The organism is Actinomyces sp. 432 (assembly GCF_009930875.1).
In the GTDB taxonomy this organism is placed as follows: Bacteria; Actinomycetota; Actinomycetes; order Actinomycetales; family Actinomycetaceae; genus Actinomyces.
The window spans coordinates 2736062-2754422 of record NZ_CP025249.1; the positions used below are offsets into that span (position 1 = coordinate 2736062).

Consider the following 18361-nt stretch of genomic DNA (forward strand, 5'->3'; position numbering starts at 1 on the left):
GGTCGCGGATGCGGGCATGGGCGTGGGCATGCGCGTGGGCCAGGCCTTCCCCCTCTGGTGCGAGCTTTTGCACCCTGGTGTATGGCAAATAGCCGCACACCAGGGTGCAAAGGCTCGCAGTAGACGACCGGTACGGCCGCTGCCGCTGCCGCCTGCCGCCCCGGTGCGGCCTCAGGCCAGTAGCTCGCGCAGGCTCGGGCCGCCGACGCCGACGCGCCACACCCGCCAGCCGTCGATATCCTGCGTGTTCTGGGCAGCATTGGCCGCTGTGGACGGGTCACGGTAGGAGGTGCCGTCGGCGAGGGTGATGGTGCCGTCGGCCGCCAGGGTTGCCCGGTGGTCAATGCCGCGACGCCGGCGCAGCCACACCAGGGTCGCGGGCGTCTCGAGCGTCTGGGCGATGTCCGCCAGAGCCCGTTCCGAAGCCTCTCCGGAGGGGACGGTGGGTTCGGCACCCAATACCGCCGCGTCCAGGCGGTGTCCACTGTTGGCGCCGGCGGGGGACGCGGCCACCGGGGCGTCGTCCTGCGGGCCGTCTTGAGGGGCGGGCGACTGCGCCACTACCGGTGTGGGCACGGTGGCGTCGTCGGGCAATGGGTCATCGGAGCCCTCTGCGGCTGCGGCGGTCTGCCCGTTCAGTTCCAACGCCTGCCCGGTCACATCGGTGCGCAGCAGCTCAACGGACACCAGGACACGGCCGTCCTCGGTGGACCGGACCCGCAGCTCGTGCAGTTCCACGCCGGAATCGGCGACCATGCCGAGGCAGGTGCGCACGTCGTCGGCGATCTCGGTGGCGATCAGGGTCAGCCGGGGCCCGGGCTCACTGCCCACGGGCATGCTGCCGCGGAAATCGGCCCAGTCCTGCTCGAAGGCGGGCTGGGCGCCCGGGTAGCGGGAGGCGAGCTGATCGCGGCCGGTGAGCGCGGTATTGGTGGCGCGCGCCATGGCCAGCAGCAGGGCGGTGGAGTCGAGCACCTCAATGACTTCGACGGTGACGACCTGGCCGGCGGCGTCGAGCGCGGTCAGGGCATCCCCACCGACGACCTGATCCCAGCCGATCGCCAGCAGCGGGCGGCGCAGCACCTCGGTGATCTGCCGCCGTACCGCAGCCAGGGCGGCGCTGCGGTCGGCGTCGGTGGCGGGACGCCCCAAAACCGCGGGCTGAAGCCGTTTGTCCGTAAGGTCAAAGAGCGCCATCGTGGTGTGCCTTCCTGTCCGGCGCTCACCGCCCCAACGGTGCGCGCTGTGCTAGGTCATCCTCTCATGCGTAGCGCGGCACATCGCACCGGTGTGGGCTCCTGCACATCCCGTCAGCCGGCAACACATCTAAAGGCGCCCGGGGAGTTCTGCTGCGACGCTTTGCACCCTGGTGTGCGGGAATTCGCCGCACACCAGGGCGCAAAAGCTCGAACCAAGCGGCAAAGGCTCGTAGCAGGGCGGCGTGGCGTGGGACGACCTGCGAGTCCCCTGCCTGCTGGGCGCGGATGACGGCCCGGTCAGCGTCGCCGCCACAGGCTCGCGGGCAGCAGTCGGGCGCGCAGGCGTCGACGCAGGGACGTGGCGCGGGCCAGGCTCGCCGTCACGGTGCGCAGTCCACTGGCCAAGCGCTCCCGGTCGCCGACCGTACCGTCGGCCCGGCCCCCCGGAGCGGGTGCCAGCGCCCCCTCCCCGAAGGCCTCGGCGACGGCGGCTCCCGCCAACTCCTCCAGGTCTCGCCCGGCGGCCTCCAGGCCGGGTAGGGCGGCCAGATACTCAGCCAGCGCCTCGTGCGTGCGCGCCCGCGGCCCCCGGCCGGCACCACCGGGCCGCCGCCCGGCTCCCCCGGCCGCGCCAACGCGTCCAGGTGGCGTCCACAGCCCCAGATCGGTGGCGGTGTCGCGCAGCTCCTGCCAGGCTGCGGCGGCGGGTCTGGATCCGTTCCGGATGCGGCCCAGTCGGCGTCGACGCCGCCCGGAGCGCACCAGCGCCGGACCGGCGAGCAGCAGCGCTACGAGCACGGCCGCAGCCAGCTGCGGCGCGCGGACTCCCGGCCGGGTGGCGTCCCCCGCGCCGGCTGCACCACTGGAACCACTGGGGTCGGGCGCATTGCTGGTCGCGACCACCGTGGGCGCGGGCGCGGCCGACGCCGACGCGGTCGGTGTCTCGGTCCCCGCCGCGGTGGGTGAGGGCTGCGGGTCCGCCCCGGTGTCGGCCCGCCGCCCGGCCCCGCCCGGCGTGGGCTCGAAGGCCACCCAGCCGACGTCGTCGAACCACACCTCGGGCCAGGCATGCAGTTCCTGACCGGACACGGGGGTCGCCGCCCCGTCGGCGCGGGAGGCGTAGCCGATGGCGATGCGGGTGGGCAGGCCCAGGCTGCGGGCCATGAGCGTGAAGGCGGCGGCGTAGTGGACGCAGTAGCCGTGGCGGTCGGTGAGGAAGTCATTGACGGTGTCCACGGGCATGGTCCCGCCGCTCCCGGAGAAGCCACCGGGAGCGGACTCGTCGTACACGAAGTCACCGCTGTGGAACCAGGCGGCCAGCGCGGCGGCCTGGGCGGTCGGGGGCGCGTCGGTGCCGTCGAGCCCCACGGCCCCTACCACTTCCCGGGCAGTCAGGGCGATGCCCGCCGAGCCGCGGGGCGTGACCGTGTAGGCGGCCAGTTCCTGGGGATCCGCGGCGGCGGCCTCGTAGGGCGGGAGGACCTGCGGGGTGCCGTCCGGGCCGGCGACGGCGTTCCACCCCCGTACCGTGTAACGGTTCCCCCTGGTGGCACCGGCGCCCCGGGCGACGACGGTGGAGGTGCCGGGCACCCACGCCCAGTTCGAGACCGCGAGCGCGTCATCGTTCGCATCCGTCGTTATCAGGGCGGTCGACTGGGCCAGCGGCAGGCGTGCAGAGGCTAGGTTCTGGATGCCTATGTGAGTCTCCGGCAGGTCGGCGCCGCCGGAGCGCACCTCGGCGGCGCTGACTCCGGCGGCCACGAGCGCCCCTCCGGCCGTGAGCGCACCGCCGCCGACGGGCGCTACCAGGCTGCCTGCGCTCGCGGGTCCCGGATCTTCCAGGGGCTCCCAGGCATCGCCGTCGAGATCTCGGATGACGGCGAGGGGGAAGCGCAGGGAGGTGCCGGTCGGCACGTCGGAGGTGTACTCAAATACGGTTGCGGCAGAGCCGCGCACCAGGTCCTGGTCCAGGGTGAGCGTGGTATCCGGAACGGAGAGGCCGGCCACGCCCGCGCCGCTCACGTTCCAGCTCCATGCACGCACCGGCACGGCCGGAGCGAGGGACACCGCGACGCCGGCCGTGCCGACCGCCAGGGCGGTCACGACCGCCACGCCGGCCAGTTTCCCGAGCGCGCGCATCAGGGCGCCGTATGCGACCAGCGGCGCGGCGCGTACTGCTGCGTGGGGCGGCTTCGCCTCCCAACCGTGCTGGTTGCGCGTGCCCGCGGCGGGCACGGGCCCCGCTGTGAGGATGAGCGCGAGCACGCCCGCCCCGGCAGCCAGTACGACGTCGTCGGCGGGCCGCTGCCCCAGGACGATGCCGGGGGCCAGCAGCGCGGCGGCCGGGATCAGCCCGGTGGCGCCGCAGCCATCGCCGCCGCCCGCGCTCGAAAGCGCGCACACCCAGGCCAGCAGCCAAGTGAACAGGCACAGGGCGAAGCCGAGCGCGCCGCCGGTGTCCAACGGGGCGATGCCGTCGCACAGCATGCTGCTGACCTCGCGCAGCTGGGTCGAGGGGGAGGCGAGCCAGGACTCCACCTGGCCGGTGCCGCGCCAGCCCCACCACAGCACCCCGGATCCGGCGAGCAGGCCCAGGGCACAGGCGAGTCCCGCCCGCTGGGGCCGGGCTGTGCGCACCAGGGCGGGGAGCAGCAGGGCGACGGCGGCAACGGCCAGGCCGCGGTCGGCCCAGGGCGCCGGGGTCAGCAGCGGTGCCAGCACAGTGGCGGCCAGGTGCCACAAGCCGACGGTGATGAGCCCGGCTGCCAGCGGCTGCCAGCGGGCGGTGCGCAGGCGCGGCCGACTAGTGGGCGCGTCCTGCGGCGCCCTCAGGCCGGCGCGTGCAGGGGGCGAGGCGGCCGCCGCATCCGTGGCCGCACTGGCGCCGGCCTGCGCGTCCGCCACCAGCACCAGGGTCCCGGGCGGGGGCTGCGGCTCGGCCGGGGCACCAGTGATGAAGACATCGGCCTCGGCACCGGGCCCGGCGTCGGCCGCACGGGTGCCGGGGCGTGGGCCGCCGGGAGGGAGGTCGGCGGCGTCGTCCTCCGGCAGGCTGCTCATCTCAACCGTGGCGAGGCGTCGCAGCAGGGCGGTGGAGTGCGCCGCGGTGGCGCGGTGGCGCTCGGTGCCCAGGTGCAGCTCGACGTCGTGCCCGGCGCGCGCCCACGCCTCGATCAGCCCGGTGGCCGTGCTGACGGCGCCCTCGAAGGCGGCTGCGGCGCCACCCGGTGCCTCAGCATGCGCCGTGTAGGCGCAGGCGCGCAGGTCTAGCCGCAGGCGGCGCAGGCCTCGGCCCTCGTGCTCGCGGTCAATGACGATGAGCCGTCCGGTGCGCGCGGACTGGCGCCAGTGGACGGATCCGAGCCAGTCGCCTGGCCGGTATTCGCGCAGGTTGCCGAGTTGCCGGCCGGAGGTACCGGGGTGCGAACGGGACGGGGCAGCCGCGTCCACGCCGCCTGCCGTGTCAGCTGTGCCGGTGGCGGCGGCCTCAGCCGGCGGTGGCAGTGGTCGGGGCAGGACCAGCAGGCTGCCGTCCAGGCGCATGGGAATGCGGGCGCGTGCGAGCCCGAGTGGGTCGTAGCAGGTGAGCGCGGGCGCGCTTACGGTGAGCGGTCCGCGCCGGTGCGGACGGTAGGAGATCGCGCAGCCACCCTGCGCCACCGGGACCGTGAGCCGAGCACCGGCGACGTGCCAGGTCACCCACAGGGGTACCCACCGGGGCAGCCGGGTGGCGACGGCCAGCTGCCAGACCGCATCCTGGCCGACGTGGACCTCACCTACCTCACCGGGTCCGCTCAGCCGCGCTCGCGGCCTTGCGGCGAGAGCCATCAGCCAGCCTGCCACAAGGGCGGCTCCGGCCGTTGCCGTGAGAAGGAGACCCAGGTCGCGCATCAGGCTCAGGCCGGTGAGGCAGCCACCGAGTACCAGGGCCGCCCCGAGCACGAGTACCTGCCAGCCGGTCGTTGACGGAGCCGCCCAGGGGACGAGCCGGCGCGTGGGCTGTCCGTCGGCGGCTGCGGCTCGGGTCACGCGCAGGCGCCCACTGGGGCGGTGGCACCCGGAGGGTTGCGGTGTGGCGCCGCCCGCGTCTAGTGGCATCGGCTCAGTCACCCGCCGGTACGGGCGTGCTCGCGAGGATGCGCCACAGGGCTTGGGTGGAGGCGGCGAGCGCGTCGGCAGCCGAGGCGGGGCATCCGGCCGGGATGAGCCGGTGGGCGAGCACGTGGACGGCGGTGCGGGCGACGTCGTCGGGCGAGACGAAGTTGCGTCCGGCCATGGCGGCGCGGGCGCGGGCGACGGCGGCCAGGTGCAGGCCGGCGCGGGGGCTCGCGCCCAGGGCGATGGCCTCGTCGCTGCGGGTGGCGGATACCAGGGCGACGATGTAGCGGGCGACGGCGGGGGCCAGGTGCAGGGAGGCGACGGTGGTGCGCGCCGCGCGGGCGTCGTGCTCGGAGGCGATGGGGGCGAGGTCGGCGAGCGGGTCGGCGCCGCCGCGGGCGAGCAGCATGGCGGCCTCGGCGCCGGCGTCGGGGTAGCCCATGGTCAGGCGGGTCATGAAGCGGTCGCGCTGGGCCTCCGGCAGGGCGAAGGTGCCCTCCATCTCCAGGGGATTCTGGGTGGCGACGACGATGAACGGGTCGGGCAGGGGCAGGGTCCGCCCCTCGACGCTGACCTGCCCCTCCCCCATGGCCTCCAGCAGGGCGGACTGGGTGCGCGGGGTGGCCCGGTTGATCTCGTCGGCGACGACGACGCCGGCGAACACCGGGCCGGGGTGGAAGCGGAACTCGCGGGTGGACTGGTCGTAGACACTGACCCCGGTGACGTCTGCGGGCAGGAGGTCGGCGGTGAACTGGATGCGGGCCGAGCTCAGGTCCAGGCAGCGCGCGAGTGCCAGGGCCAGGGTGGTCTTGGCGACGCCGGGCACGTCCTCGATCAAGAGGTGGCCGCCGGCCAGGAAGGTGGCCAGGAGGGTGTCGATCGCCTCGGTCTTGCCGACGACGACGCGCTGCATTCGGTCTCGCAGTGCGCCGGCGAGTTCGCGCAGGGCGGCGGGGGCCATCGGTGCGTGCGCGTTTGCGGCGCCGCGGCTATCAGCGCTGGTCATGCGTCGATTCTGGCAGAGCCCATCAGCCGTTGACAGGGGATGGCGGTACCTGGCAGCGCGTACGGGGCGCGCATAGCCCGGTCAGGAGCCAGCCGTGCCGTAGCCGTGCAGCGCGGTATTCATGCTCCGCCCGCATCGTGGCCCGCTTCAAACGCCTTTACTGCCGGCACACCGTCGCGGAGGTTAACCCCGGCAAGATCAGGGTCATCTGTAAGCCAACCGACGAACTGTCCCATATGGTCCGGGTCGGACAGCAGCGCCGCGGCGTAGAGGTAGGAGTTTCCGGCGGCATCCCGTTTCATCCACGCATCGAAGCCGGTGTAGGCCTTGTCCTCAACGCCCTCATAGACGCCGGCCGGCAGAAGTCCGCGCTCATCGAGCTTGACATATGCCTCCACCAGGAAATGCCGCCTCACCGCCTCCGACATGCCGTAGTCCTGAACGTCACTCCAGCCGGACGCGCCGGCAACGGGTTTCTGCAGCGCAGCCACCAGATAGGACTGCGCAATGTTTCGCGCCGTACCGCCCCAGGCGGGCCCGGCGGCGCCGGCAACGGTAGCGGCGGTGGAGTACACCCCGTCGTCGAAAGCATCGAGGAGCATCTGGTTCGTCGCATCCAACTGCTCGCCATCATCGTCGCGCCCCTTCTCCGCAGCTCCCTGAATGTAACCGAGTAGACGGCCATCGGGCTCAAGTTTCTGAACAATCAGGGCACTCGCAGCCTTCAGACTCGAGTATCCCGAGTCCTCCGAGTCATCAGAGTCTGCAGGCAGCGTATCCAGCGCATCGTCGAGGCGCAGTGAGGTGTATCGGCCCGCCGCGGCGGAGACGGTCTGCAGCGCGACATCATCCTTTAGTGTCTCCTGCAGCAACTTCTTCACTTCGTCCGGATGGTAGCCCTCCCAACCGGCGGGCAGGCTGCCGTTGAATGCCGAGTCCTTTCTCGAATTCTCAGTTTCATTAGCGGACTCGTCTACCTCCTGCATGGAATTGGCCAGTACCACGGCCGCGTTCTGCCGCGAAGTGTCCGTCCACAGGCCATCCTTGCGCCCGGCCATGTCAACCACCGCCTGCTCCGTGATCCACGCGGCACGCTCGTCCTTCGTACCCGTCGTCAACTGACGATGCTCCGAAGCGCCCGCAATGGCCGCCGTAAGCGCCTCAAAACTGGTCGAATCCCAGTCACGTCCCTTAAGCCATTCCCAGGTAGTACCATCAACCTCCACGGTCTGCTCGGTGGCGCGATCATCAACCGGCGGCGCCAGGAAGTCCAAAGCCGCATCAGGCTGCCGCCCCATCGCAGTCAGAATCCCGGCCATCGGATCCCAATCACCCACGGCGCCTTCCGGAGATGGCGTCTTCATCCTCTGCGACTGCCACGCCGGCAGGCCATCGCCAGTCTGCTCGTGCGCCGTCGCTGCAGACACCAGGTCCTGGAGGAAGTACTTGTTGAATACTCCGCCCGCGCTCGCCATCGGCTCACCGTGGGACAATATGTTCGTTGCCGAGCGGTTGGCTCCCCGCAGCAGCAGATTGAAGCCTAGCGGCATGTAGTAGGACTGGCTCTCGTCCGCGAGCAGCTCACTGAGTATCTTCGCGTAGTCCGTGCGGTGCTGGGGAGTCCAGGCCGAGGAGTTCGTCGCAGTGCCGAGGCAGATCGATAGCGTCGCCTGGGCCGACAGCCACGCGTCTTCGGTCTGCTGCCAACGGGTCACGTATTCGGCGTCGGGGTCATTCGGATCGTAAGCAGGCAGGTTTTCGGTCTGCTGCTGCCTCTGCTGGTTGATCGTGTAGGCCAGTTCCATCATCCCCTCTGGGCCCATGGCGTCGGCAAAGGCCGCGGCATAGACCCCATCGTCCTTGTGGTCGGCCAACAATCCGTTAATCAGTTCCAGCAGCTCATCGGGCTTGGCGTTCTTCGCCTTCTCCGCATCGCTTCGAGCCCGGTCCGATCCCTCCGTCCCTGCCGTGACAGAGGCAGTCGTCGCGGCGGTGGCAGAGGCAGACGGCTCGGGACTGGGAGTGCCGGTGGCAGGATCGTCCCGGTTGCGACCGGGGTCCGCTGTACGCGATGCCACCCCATCCAGCACCTGTGGCGCGTACTTGATCACCAACTCCTCCAACGCCGCAACCGTCGACTCATCAGCATCCTCCGCAACTACCGTGTACATGGCAAACCCGGCACGACCTTCCAACCAATACGCATAAGCATTCGGGTGCTTTGGGTACCGCCCAAGATAGGAGAATACACGCGCATCCGCACCCGGGACCTCACGCCCCTCACCCCCAGCAATCGCCTCCAACGTGGTAAACGCATTATTACCACCACGCCCGAACGCCACCCATGAATCCGCCGTACCGTGCGCGGCCAATACGGCACGCTCACCCTCAATGCTACAATAGAACACTCCGTCACTACCCTCCTCGACCTCCGTCACACGACCCACAATAGGGTGTACATCCTCCTCGGCAATCAGCCCACAGTATGGGCCCGCGATCGAATCATCAGCGCAGCCACTCACGCAACCTAACGGCGCAACCACTAGCAGCGCCACCACAACAACACGGAGTGACGGCACGCGGCTGAACTTGAGTCCCATCATTGTCACTGACCTGGCGATCCGGTGGACGTTGAGTCAGCATCGCTGGACATGTCTGCAGCCTGGGAAGCAGACGACTCGGCACCAGGCGCACCAGTCGCCGGATCATTCCAGTTAGGGCCTGGGTCCTCCGAACGCGAAGCCACGCCATCCAAGACCTGTGGTGCGTACTTGATCACCAACTCCTCCAACGCCGCAACCGTCGACTCATCAGCATCCTCGGCAACCACCGTGTACATGGCAAACCCGGCACGCCCCTCCAACCAATAAGCATAAGCATTCGGGTGCACAGGATTTCCCGTAGACAGGTAAGAGAATACGCGCGCTTCCGTACCCGGGATCTCACGCCCCTCACCCCCAGTAATCGCCTCCAACGTCGTAAACGCGTTGTCACCATCCTGCCCAAACACAACCCACGAGTCGCTAGTGCCGTGCACCGCCAACACAGCACGCTCACCCTCGATAGTACAATATGACAGCCTGCCACCCCCCTCCTCAACCTCCGTCACACGACCCACTATCGGAGTCACGTCCTCCTCGGCAATCAGCCCACAGTAAGGGCCCGTGATCGAATCATCGGCACAACCCCCGAAGCACCCCGTACACGCCAGAATTAGCAAAACCCAAACTACACGCGCCTTGACACCCACCTCACGTTGTATTTGCCCCATCATCGCCTCCCACTCTTAGCGCCTGCTTCGAAACCATTCGACCCCATCAATGCCTCACCCAGAACAGAGTCAAGCTCCCAATCATCTTCAATCCACCCCATGAACTGCTCGATGCTTTCCGGATTGGACAGCAACGCCTCACCGTCAATATGCAAGTCTCCCTGATCGTCGCGCTTCATCCAGGAATCCTCGTAATAGTTGTTCTCGTAGTCCAAGTATGCCTCGGGCGGCAAATACCCGCGCTCATCAAGCTTGACATACGATTCCGCTAATATTCTCCTCATGGCTTGCTCCTGCATACTCACCGCCTCGTCCTGCGCCTGCTGCGCATTTGATGGCAAGCAGTCCCCCACCATATCGAGCGCATACGACTCCGCGATACTTAGCGCCTTTCCTGCCACAGCGGACTGTGGTCCCGGTATGAAGCTCAGCCCTTTACCAAAGGCGTTTAGGATCATCTGATTGGTCGCGTCTTTCTCGGCTGCGGCGTCGCCGCGCCCCTTCTCCGCGGCACCCTGAATATATCCGATAAGGCGGCCATTACTGTACCCCGTTTGAGACGCCCGCTTATACGCCTCCTCCCCACTCGCGTCTTCCGGCAGAGCATCCAATGCGCTATCCATGCGCGCAGACGCGTACCTGCCTGCAGCGTCGGAGACGGTCTGCAAGGCGACGTCATCCTTGAGCGTCTCCTGCAACAATGCGCGCACCTCCTCGTCGTGCTTCTCATCCCAGCCAGCGGGCATCGCAGCATTGAATTGCGATCTCCGTGAATTTCTTTGAACGTCGCCTGCGGCCTCATCCACCTCCTGCATGGAGTTGGCCAGTACCACGGCCGCGTTCTGCCGCGAAGTGTCCGTCCACAGGCCATCCTTACGCCCGGCCATGTCAACCACCGCCTGCTCCGTGATCCACGCAGCACGCTCGTCCTTCGTACCCGTCGTCAACTGACGATGCTCCGAAGCACCGGCCACGGCCGCCGTAAGCGCCTCAAAACTGGTCGAATCCCAGTCACGCCCCTTAAGCCACTCCCAGGTAGTACCATCAACCTCCACGGTCTGCTCGGTGGCACGGTCATCAACCGGCGGCGCCAGGAAGTCCAAAGCCGCATCAGGCTGCCGCCCCATCGCAGTCAGAATCCCGGCCATCGGATCCCAATCACCCATGCTCCCCTCAGGCGAAGAGGTCTTCAGCATCATCTCCCACCACGCCGGGTAACCTTCGCTGGTCTTCTCATGCGCCTGTATGGCATTCCCCAGATCCTGCAGGAAGTACTTGTTGAACACTCCGCCGGCCTGCACCGCCTCGCCGTCAACCTCGGCCGTATTCGCTGCGGTTCGGTTCGCGCCTTCCAGCAGCAGGTTGAAGCCTAGCGGCATGTAGTAGGGCTGATCTTCGTCCGTGACGAGTTCCGCCAGCTCCTCCGCATACTCCTTGCGGTGCTGGGGCGTCCAGGCAGAGGAGTTCGTCGCCGTGCCGAAGCAGATCGACAGCGTCGCCTGAGCGGACAACCATGCTTCGTTGGCCCTATCCCAGCGAGTGCCGTAGTCAGTGTCGGGATCCTTCGGATCGTAGTCCGGAAAGTTCTCAAGCTGGTACTGCCGGTGCTTGTCAATCGTGTAGGCCAGATCGGCCATGCCCTCAGGTCCCATGGCGTCGGCGAAGGCCGCAGCATAGACCTCATCATCCTGATGGTCTGCTACCGATCCATTCATCAGGTCCAGCAGCTCATCGGGATCTGCGTTCTTCGCCTTCTCCGCGTCGATCTCCGCCTGGACTACCGAACTGAGATCGTCCGAAGAGTTGATCGTCACGGTGTCCGGCAAATTGTAGGTGATGACGCCGTTAGCGTCCATGCCCGCAATTCCCGACTCATTCAACCGCACGATCTCGTCCTTGCAGGACTCAATCTCATCTGCTCTGGCCCTCAGGTTATCAATGGCGGTCAACGCGTCCGTGCTGAAGTCAGTGTCAGGCACGGTGACATCGGCGTTGTTAAGCTCGAGATTGATTGAGCTCCGAGCGCCTTCCGCGTCGGTGGCAACCTTACGGATTTGAGCGATGGCGGTTTCCAGCTTCTCTGCGTTGAGGGATACCTTTGTCATTATTGTTCCTCCCCTTCCTATGCAGCAACCAGGCGGAATTCCCGACACCCCTATGGGCGTCAGCTATCCTCCTCGCCGCTTTCTGCGTTGGCTATTGCCGTCGCAAGATCCTCACTGAGCGCCGCAAACACACCAATCAGCGCGTCAATCTCGGCCTTCGTCTCCTCGGACTCTTCATCCGCCAGCGGCCCCTCCCAGGTGTCGGACGCATTCACCCAGCCATGCAGCCCCTCCACAACGGTGCAGGCGTACGGATTCACCAGGTCCGTCTCGCGGTTCTTGCGATCGACATATTCCTTCAGCTCGGTGAGCTTTTCCTTCTCGGACATCTCTTCCTCCAGGGTTACTAGGCGACTCGGGCGGCCATCGACTCACCATCACTGTACCGCAACTAACAGGCTGCGTTACGCCCATCGCTTGACTCTACTTTGCCAGCACGCCGCGCAACTGCTTGCGCGCAGCATGCAGAGGCCGCGTGGGAGGATGCCGCCTGGGCGCTCCTTACTGTTGACATGCGCCCGGGAGCGGCGCACGATGGAGATGCCGTCCTCCAGCACCCCATCGTGCAGTAATGCACTCCTGGACGCGGAAGGAGCGTGAGTACCTTGCTCTCGACTGTCGCCATGATGCTCGCAGCGGGTCGGACCCTGACCGGTCTGCTGCTGGCTCTGAGCGCCTACGCAAAGCTCTCCACGTCGCGCGATCAGCAGGTAGCGGACGTTGTCGGCTACCGCATAGTGTCCGGGCGCTCAGCCCGTCATGTGGCACTGGCTCTACCTGTGATCGAGCTGTTCTTGGCAGGCTGCCTGATACTGGGCGGCCGCCTGCCCATCACCGAGACCATCGCAGCGGTCCTGCTACTGGCCCTGGCCGGCGCATCTGCCAGCGTAGTCGCACGCGGCATACATGCGGACTGCGGCTACTTCGGCACGAGGCTGCGCTGGAGAGTGGGCCCCGGCATAGTCGTCGTGGACGCGGCACTGGCCGCCGTGCTCATTGCCGACCTACTCATCACCCCGCAGCGCCTCGTCCTGTCCAGCCCCGGCAGCAACCTGGTGGTAATCGTGCTAGGCATAGCCGCAGGCTTCAACCTCCTGACAAACTGGGACAAGTTCCGTCGGCCGCAGCCAGCCTGAGAGATACCCTCCCCAGCCAACACCCAGCCGCTGCCCTCAACGGCGACCAAATGCCCCTACTGCGAACTTTTGCACCCTGGTGTGCGGAAAACTGCCGTACACCAGGGTGCAAAAGTTCGTATCGGAGCCCCGCCGGCGTGCCGTCAGCGCTTCACATCGACGGCACGCCGACGCTTCACCAATGCGTCACTCGGCCGGCTCCAGCACCGCCGCCCGACCCGCTTCCAGACGCGCCACCGGCACGCGGAACGGCGAGCATGACACATAGTCCAAACCGACCCGGTGGAAGAAGGCGATCGAGTCGGGGTCACCACCGTGCTCACCGCACACGCCCATCTTCATGCCCGGCTTGGTAGACCGGCCGCCGTCGACGCCCATCCGCACCATGCCGCCCACGCCGTCGACGTCAATGGACTCGAACGGGGAAGTGCCGAAGATGCCCGCCTCGATGTAGCGGCCCACGAAGGACGCCTCCACGTCGTCGCGGGAGAAGCCCCAGGTGGTCTGGGTCAGGTCATTAGTGCCGAAGGAGAAGAAGTCCGCCTCCTCGGCGATGTGCGCCGCGGTGACGGCCGCGCGCGGCAGCTCAATCATGCAGCCGACCGGGAAGTCGAGGTCGAAGCCGGACTCCGCGGACACCTCCGCCAGCACCGCCTCCGCGCGCTCCCGCGCCAACTGCAGCTCCCGCACCGATCCGATCAGCGGGATCATCACCTCCGGGCGGGGATCGCCGCCCGCCTTGAGCCGCTCGACGGCGGCCTCCGCGATGGCCCGCACCTGCAGCTCGATCAGGCCCGGCATGGTCAGCAGCAGACGCACGCCGCGCAGACCGAGCATCGGGTTGGCCTCGTGGTTGCGGCGCACCACGGCGAGCAGCTGCTCGTCGGCCGGGTCCAGGGTGCCGCGCTCCCGGTCAACCGCAACCTTGACGCTCAGCTCGGTCAGGTCGGGGAGGAACTCGTGCAGCGGCGGGTCGATCAGGCGCACCGTCATGGGCTTGCCGTCCATCGTCTCAAGCATCTGCACGAAGTCGCCCTTCTGCAGCAGCAGCAAGGCGGCCAGGGCGGCCTCCCGCTCGGCGTCGTCGGCGGCGAGGATCAGGTTCTGCACGTACTGCTTGCGCTCACCGAGGAACATGTGCTCGGTGCGGCACAGGCCCACGCCCTGAGCGCCGCGGTGGATGGCGTGGCGCGCGTCGTCGGGGGTGTCGGCGTTGGCACGCACCTGCAGGCGGCGTACCTCATCGGCCCGCCGCATGATGCGGTCCACGCTGGTGACCAGCTCGCGGGAGTCGTCGTCGGCGGCGGAGGCCAGCGCCGTGTCCAGGCCACGGCGCAGGTAGGTCATCACCGGGGAGTCGACCACGGCGACCTCCCCCAGGAACACCTCACCGGTGGTGCCGTCGATCGCGATCACATCGTCACTGGTCAGGGGCGCCTCCCGCCCGGCCACACGCACGGTGCGGGCGGAGGCGTCCACCTCCAGCGCCTCGGCGCCGCACACGCAGGTCTTGCCCATGCCGCGGGCGACGACGGCGGCGTGCGAGGTCTTCCCGCCGCGGGCGGTAAGCACGCCGACGGCGGCGACCATGCCCGGCAGGTCGTCGGGGTTGGTCTCGCGACGCACCAGGATGACGGACTCCCCGGCCTCGGCACGGGCGATGGCCTCGGCGTTGTCGAAGGCGATGTGGCCGACGGCGGCGCCCGGGGATGCGGGCATGGCGCGGGTGATCAGGTCGCGTCCGGCGTCGTCGCCGAACTGCGGGAACATCAGCTGGGTGAGCTGATCACCGGTGACGCGGGTGAGGGCCTCGTCCATGGTGATCAGCTTCTCGTCCACCAGCTGGGTGGCCACGCGGAAGGCCGCCGCTGCGGTGCGCTTGCCCACGCGGGTCTGCAGCAGCCAGAGCTTGCCGCGCTCAATGGTGAACTCGATGTCGCACAGGTCGCGGTAGTGGGTCTCCAGGCGGCGCATGGCGGCGCGCAGCTCGTCGTAGCTGGTCTTGTCCAGGCGCTCCAAGTCCGCCAGGGACAGGGTGTTGCGGATGCCGGCGACGACGTCCTCACCCTGGGCGTTGACCAGGTAGTCGCCGTACACGCCGGAGCGGCCGGTCGAGGGGTCGCGGGTGAAGCACACGCCGGTGCCGGAGGTCTCCCCCATGTTGCCGAACACCATGGTGCACACGTTGACGGCGGTGCCCAGGTCGTGCGGGATCTTCTCGCGGCGCCGGTAGATGTGGGCGCGCTCGGTGTTCCAGGAGCGGAAGACGGCCTCCGTGGCCATGTCCAGCTGGGCGCGCGGGTCCTGGGGGAAGTCGATGCCTGCGTGCTCGGCGACGATCGCCTTGTACTGCTCCACGAGCTCCTTGAGGGCATCCACGTCTAGCTCGTAGTCGAGGCTGACGCCGCGCTCGACCTTCTTGGCGTCCAGGGCGTCGGAGAAGTGATCGCCGTCGACGTCGAGCACGGTCTTGCCGAACATCTGGATCAGGCGGCGGTAGGAGTCCCAGGCGAAGCGCTCATCGCCTGAAGCGGCGGCCAGGCCCTTGACCGAGGCGTCGTTCAGACCGATGTTCAGGACCGTTTCCATCATGCCGGGCATGGAGAACTTGGCGCCGGAGCGCACGGACACGAGCAGCGGGTCCTCGGCGTCACCCAGCTGGCGGCCGAGCTCCTCCTCGACCTGCCGGAGCGCTGTGGTGACCTGGACGGCTAGCTCATCGGGGACGACGCCGTCGCGCAGATAGGCCCGGCAGGCGTCGGTGGTGATGGTGAAGCCGGGCGGCACCGGCAGGCCGAGTCGGGTCATCTCGGCGAGGTTGGCCCCTTTACCGCCCAGGAGGTCCTTCTGGTCCTTGTCTCCCTCACTGAAGCGGTATACGTACTTGGGCATCGTCGCCTCTTTCTAGTTCTGGTTGGCTATGCGCCCGCGCGCGTTGACAGCGCACACTCTAATGTGACTTCAGTCCTAACGCCACTTTCCGGCGCCATGTCGCCATATCGTCGCTATTTGTACGGACAAAATACGCACCGGCTCACCGCACGTGGTGCGCGGACGGCGCGCCTTGCTGCAGGTGGCAAGCAGCACCAGCCCGCGGAAAGCGGAGTGCAGCGACTCATGCGCTCCGTTCTACTTTTTGGAGGCTTCCGGTTTGCGGAGTGGGGTTGCTCGTGGGGTCGGAGGGGGTTCGCAGGAGCGAGCAGGTTAGCGGGGTGCGTGGGCGTCTCGGGGCGCCTGACTCGCCCGGGGCCAGGCTGGCCCGAACCTGGCTGGCCCGCACACGGCTGGCCGAGGCCTAGCGGGACCGCGCCTGGCTCTCCCGCACACGGTTGACCGAGGCCTGGCGGGACCGCGCCTGGCTCTTTCACGCCGGGCCCCGCGGCGCTTTGGCCCCACATTCAAGGGCCGCACGCGACCTGCCCCCGACCAGCCTCAACACCACGAACTAAAAGAGCGGGAGGTCTCCGTCAACGCGCTGCTCTCGGCCGACGTGCAGAGGGGTGTTCGTGAGTTCACTACTCGGCACCCACGGATTCGCTTTCTGCCGCGATGGTTCGCGGATATGGCGTTCGGGTTGGAGGAACGCTGCGTTGCGGTCGTGGTCGGGCCGTCGAGGTCGTTCCCGCCCACCCAAGGTCGCATTCGGGCCACTACATGGGGTCGTTTTCGGGCTCGCGAGGTCGTACTCGGGCGTATGAGGTCGTGCTCGACCACCCCACGCAGGCCGAATACGACCTCACACTCCCCAAACCCTCCACATCGTGGAGGGTTTGGGGCTGATGATGACGTTTTCGCCGGGCGGGGGACGTTCTCGGGCTGACGAGGACGTATTCGCCACGCGGAGGTCGTACTCGCCCACCCAAGGTCGTATTCGGACAACTACATGGGGTCGTTTTGGGGCCGGCGAGGTCGTACTCGGCGTACGAGGACGTATTCGGGAAGGTGGTGGCATTCGCGGACGGGGCCCCGGAGTATTCAAAGTCGTGCGGGCACCGGATCGGGGACCGTGTTCCTCCGGCTGGTCCGTCCGAGAGCGCCTCTGGGCAGTCCAAGTAGAGCTACACAGTCCCCGTAGAGCCAGACAGTCCAAGTAGAGCCAACCGCTCCGAAGTCCAATGCACCAGCCGCCGACCTGAGCACCCCCGAGAGCACACCAGCCGCCGACCCGAACGCCCCTACCGCAATGCCGCCAGCCCGCCACGCCGCAAACCTGCCACGCCGCCAGCCCACCACGCCGCAAACGCGAACAACCAGGAAAGGCAGGAACGGCTCAGGGCACCAGAGCGATCACGCCCTCGTGGGGGCGCAGTCGGAGACGTCGGGGCAGGGGTGCGCCGTCGGGCCGCCCCAGCGGTCCCGGTTGTACCGCGCCATGCGGAAGAGTAACGGTTCCCCCGCTCTCCCCGTCGGGTATGGCGGCCGCGACCCCGCCTTCAAAGCGCCGTCGCCAGACTCGGCCGGACTTGCGCACAGGCCCGCACGGTCGGCCAAGATCGGCGTCCATGGCGGGGAACCAGGGCGTACGCGAGTAGTCATCGTGCCCGGTGGCCGCATAGGACAGGCGCGGGGACCCGGCCCCGATGATCCAGAACATCGCCAACCCGTACAGGCCCTGCCGGGACCCGTCATACTCCGGACCAGACCCACCTGAGGGCGTGCGCAGCAGCCCCAGGCCCGGGCCGTCGAGCTGGCCCGCCTGCGCAGCCACCGTCGCCGCATCGAACAGGATGTCCTCCCCCAGCCCAACCAGCACTCGTCGAAGCCCCCGCCCCAGGCGGCGTGGCGCTTCCACCGGCCGGGTTCGCGCCGTGCCTCGGCGATGTTGGGAACCAGCAGGCGGCCAGTAGCGGACAGGGCCCGCCCCGCCACGTCAACCAGTTCGCTCAGCGCCAGGCGCAGCCCCGCGACATCGGCCGGGGCGTGCGGGTCGGCGGCGGCAATGGCGGGCAGGTCCAGACCGTAATAGTCCTCGAAGACATCGTTGTCCGCCATCACCCCGTCGAAAGCGGTTCCCTCCAGCGATCCGGCGACGTGCTCCGCCCAGGCGGCGCGGTAGTCGGGGTCCCACACGCGGGCCTGGAAGTGTCCCGGATAGGAGGACCACTCCACCGGCTCGCCGGAGCGGTGCGCGATCCAGCCCCGCGCGTCAGCCTCCCGCCAGCCGATCCCCGAGGCGCAGCGTTCGGGCGGTTCGAAGTCCCGCGCCGAGGACAGGCAGCGGTAGGCCAGCACCGTCATGTCGGGGCGGGCGTCCTTGAGCCTGGCCGCAACCTCCCGCTCCCAGGGCTGGAGGACCGCGGTCCGGTAGTGGGCGACGGCGAAGTCCACCTCTGCGGGTGCAATCGGCCCGCCGTAGCGCAGCCAGGCGCCGACTCCCGTGCCGGTGCCGGTCATTTCGCGGCCGACCGCCCTTTGGGCTTCCGGCTCCAGTTCCACTTAACAGGCCGCCGCGGCGCCCGGTGACGTCCCCGCGACGACGGTGGTACGCCATGTGGCCGCCGCGCCCCCGCGTTATGAGCCGCGTCCGCCCTGGGACGGCCCACTCC

General features: G+C 68.3%; 9 protein-coding genes and 1 pseudogene. 1 reads left to right on the forward strand and 9 read right to left on the reverse strand.

The annotated features are described in order from the left end of the window. Positions 1–171: 171 nt before the first annotated feature. The 6 genes from CWT12_RS11440 to CWT12_RS11465 form a co-directional block, all read right to left on the reverse strand. A complete protein-coding gene (locus CWT12_RS11440; RefSeq protein ID WP_161924902.1) occupies positions 172–1197 on the reverse strand; it encodes a hypothetical protein in 1026 nt (341 codons plus the stop codon). A gap of 299 nt (positions 1198–1496) precedes the next feature. After that, on the reverse strand, positions 1497–5228 hold the full coding sequence (locus tag CWT12_RS11445) for a transglutaminase domain-containing protein (protein WP_161924903.1): 3732 nt from the start codon (positions 5226–5228) through the stop codon (positions 1497–1499). A gap of 73 nt (positions 5229–5301) precedes the next feature. Further along, positions 5302–6303 (reverse strand): AAA family ATPase, encoded by a 1002-nt coding sequence (locus CWT12_RS14410; RefSeq protein WP_272927753.1) that lies wholly within the window; start codon positions 6301–6303, stop codon positions 5302–5304. Between the two features lie 119 nt (positions 6304–6422). Continuing rightward, positions 6423–8906: a DUF6571 family protein gene (locus CWT12_RS11455; RefSeq protein ID WP_161924904.1), complete on the reverse strand. Its 2484-nt coding sequence runs from the start codon at positions 8904–8906 to the stop codon at positions 6423–6425. Between the two features lie 667 nt (positions 8907–9573). Beyond that, positions 9574–11679, reverse strand: a complete 2106-nt coding sequence (locus tag CWT12_RS11460) for a DUF6571 family protein (protein WP_161924905.1) — start codon at positions 11677–11679, stop codon at positions 9574–9576. Between the two features lie 59 nt (positions 11680–11738). Further along, positions 11739–12008, reverse strand: coding sequence for a hypothetical protein (locus tag CWT12_RS11465; protein WP_161924906.1), 270 nt, complete (start codon positions 12006–12008; stop codon positions 11739–11741). A gap of 267 nt (positions 12009–12275) precedes the next feature. On the opposite strand from CWT12_RS11465, the gene CWT12_RS11470 reads away from it, so the two are divergent. Continuing rightward, a complete protein-coding gene (locus CWT12_RS11470; protein ID WP_161924907.1) occupies positions 12276–12815 on the forward strand; it encodes a MauE/DoxX family redox-associated membrane protein in 540 nt (179 codons plus the stop codon). A gap of 186 nt (positions 12816–13001) precedes the next feature. Here the strand turns inward: CWT12_RS11470 and ppdK are convergent, their stop codons facing one another. The 3 genes and pseudogenes from ppdK to CWT12_RS14420 all read right to left on the reverse strand — a co-directional run. Next, the gene (ppdK, locus tag CWT12_RS11475) at positions 13002–15707 is read right to left on the reverse strand and encodes a pyruvate, phosphate dikinase (RefSeq protein ID WP_161924908.1); all 2706 of its coding nucleotides are present in this window, start codon (positions 15705–15707) and stop codon (positions 13002–13004) included. 1378 nt (positions 15708–17085) lie between these two features. After that, positions 17086–17607 (reverse strand): putative glycoside hydrolase, encoded by a 522-nt coding sequence (locus tag CWT12_RS14415; RefSeq protein WP_337247928.1) that lies wholly within the window; start codon positions 17605–17607, stop codon positions 17086–17088. After that, positions 17607–18209 (reverse strand): annotated as a pseudogene (locus tag CWT12_RS14420) (putative glycoside hydrolase); the annotation flags it as partial. The gene CWT12_RS14415 and the pseudogene CWT12_RS14420, both read right to left, overlap by 1 nt. Between the last annotated feature and the right edge of the window lie 152 nt (positions 18210–18361).

Excerpts from the sequence above, each read along its gene's own strand:
- CWT12_RS11460 (WP_161924905.1), bottom strand. The coding sequence starts at position 11,679 with ATGACAAAGGTATCCCTCAACGCAGAGAAGCTGGAAACCGCCATCGCT.
- CWT12_RS11465 (WP_161924906.1), bottom strand. The coding sequence starts at position 12,008 with ATGTCCGAGAAGGAAAAGCTCACCGAGCTGAAGGAATATGTCGATCGC.
- CWT12_RS14410 (WP_272927753.1), bottom strand. The coding sequence starts at position 6,303 with ATGACCAGCGCTGATAGCCGCGGCGCCGCAAACGCGCACGCACCGATG.
- ppdK (WP_161924908.1), bottom strand. The coding sequence starts at position 15,707 with ATGCCCAAGTACGTATACCGCTTCAGTGAGGGAGACAAGGACCAGAAG.
- CWT12_RS11440 (WP_161924902.1), bottom strand. The coding sequence starts at position 1,197 with ATGGCGCTCTTTGACCTTACGGACAAACGGCTTCAGCCCGCGGTTTTG.
- CWT12_RS11455 (WP_161924904.1), bottom strand. The coding sequence starts at position 8,906 with ATGATGGGACTCAAGTTCAGCCGCGTGCCGTCACTCCGTGTTGTTGTG.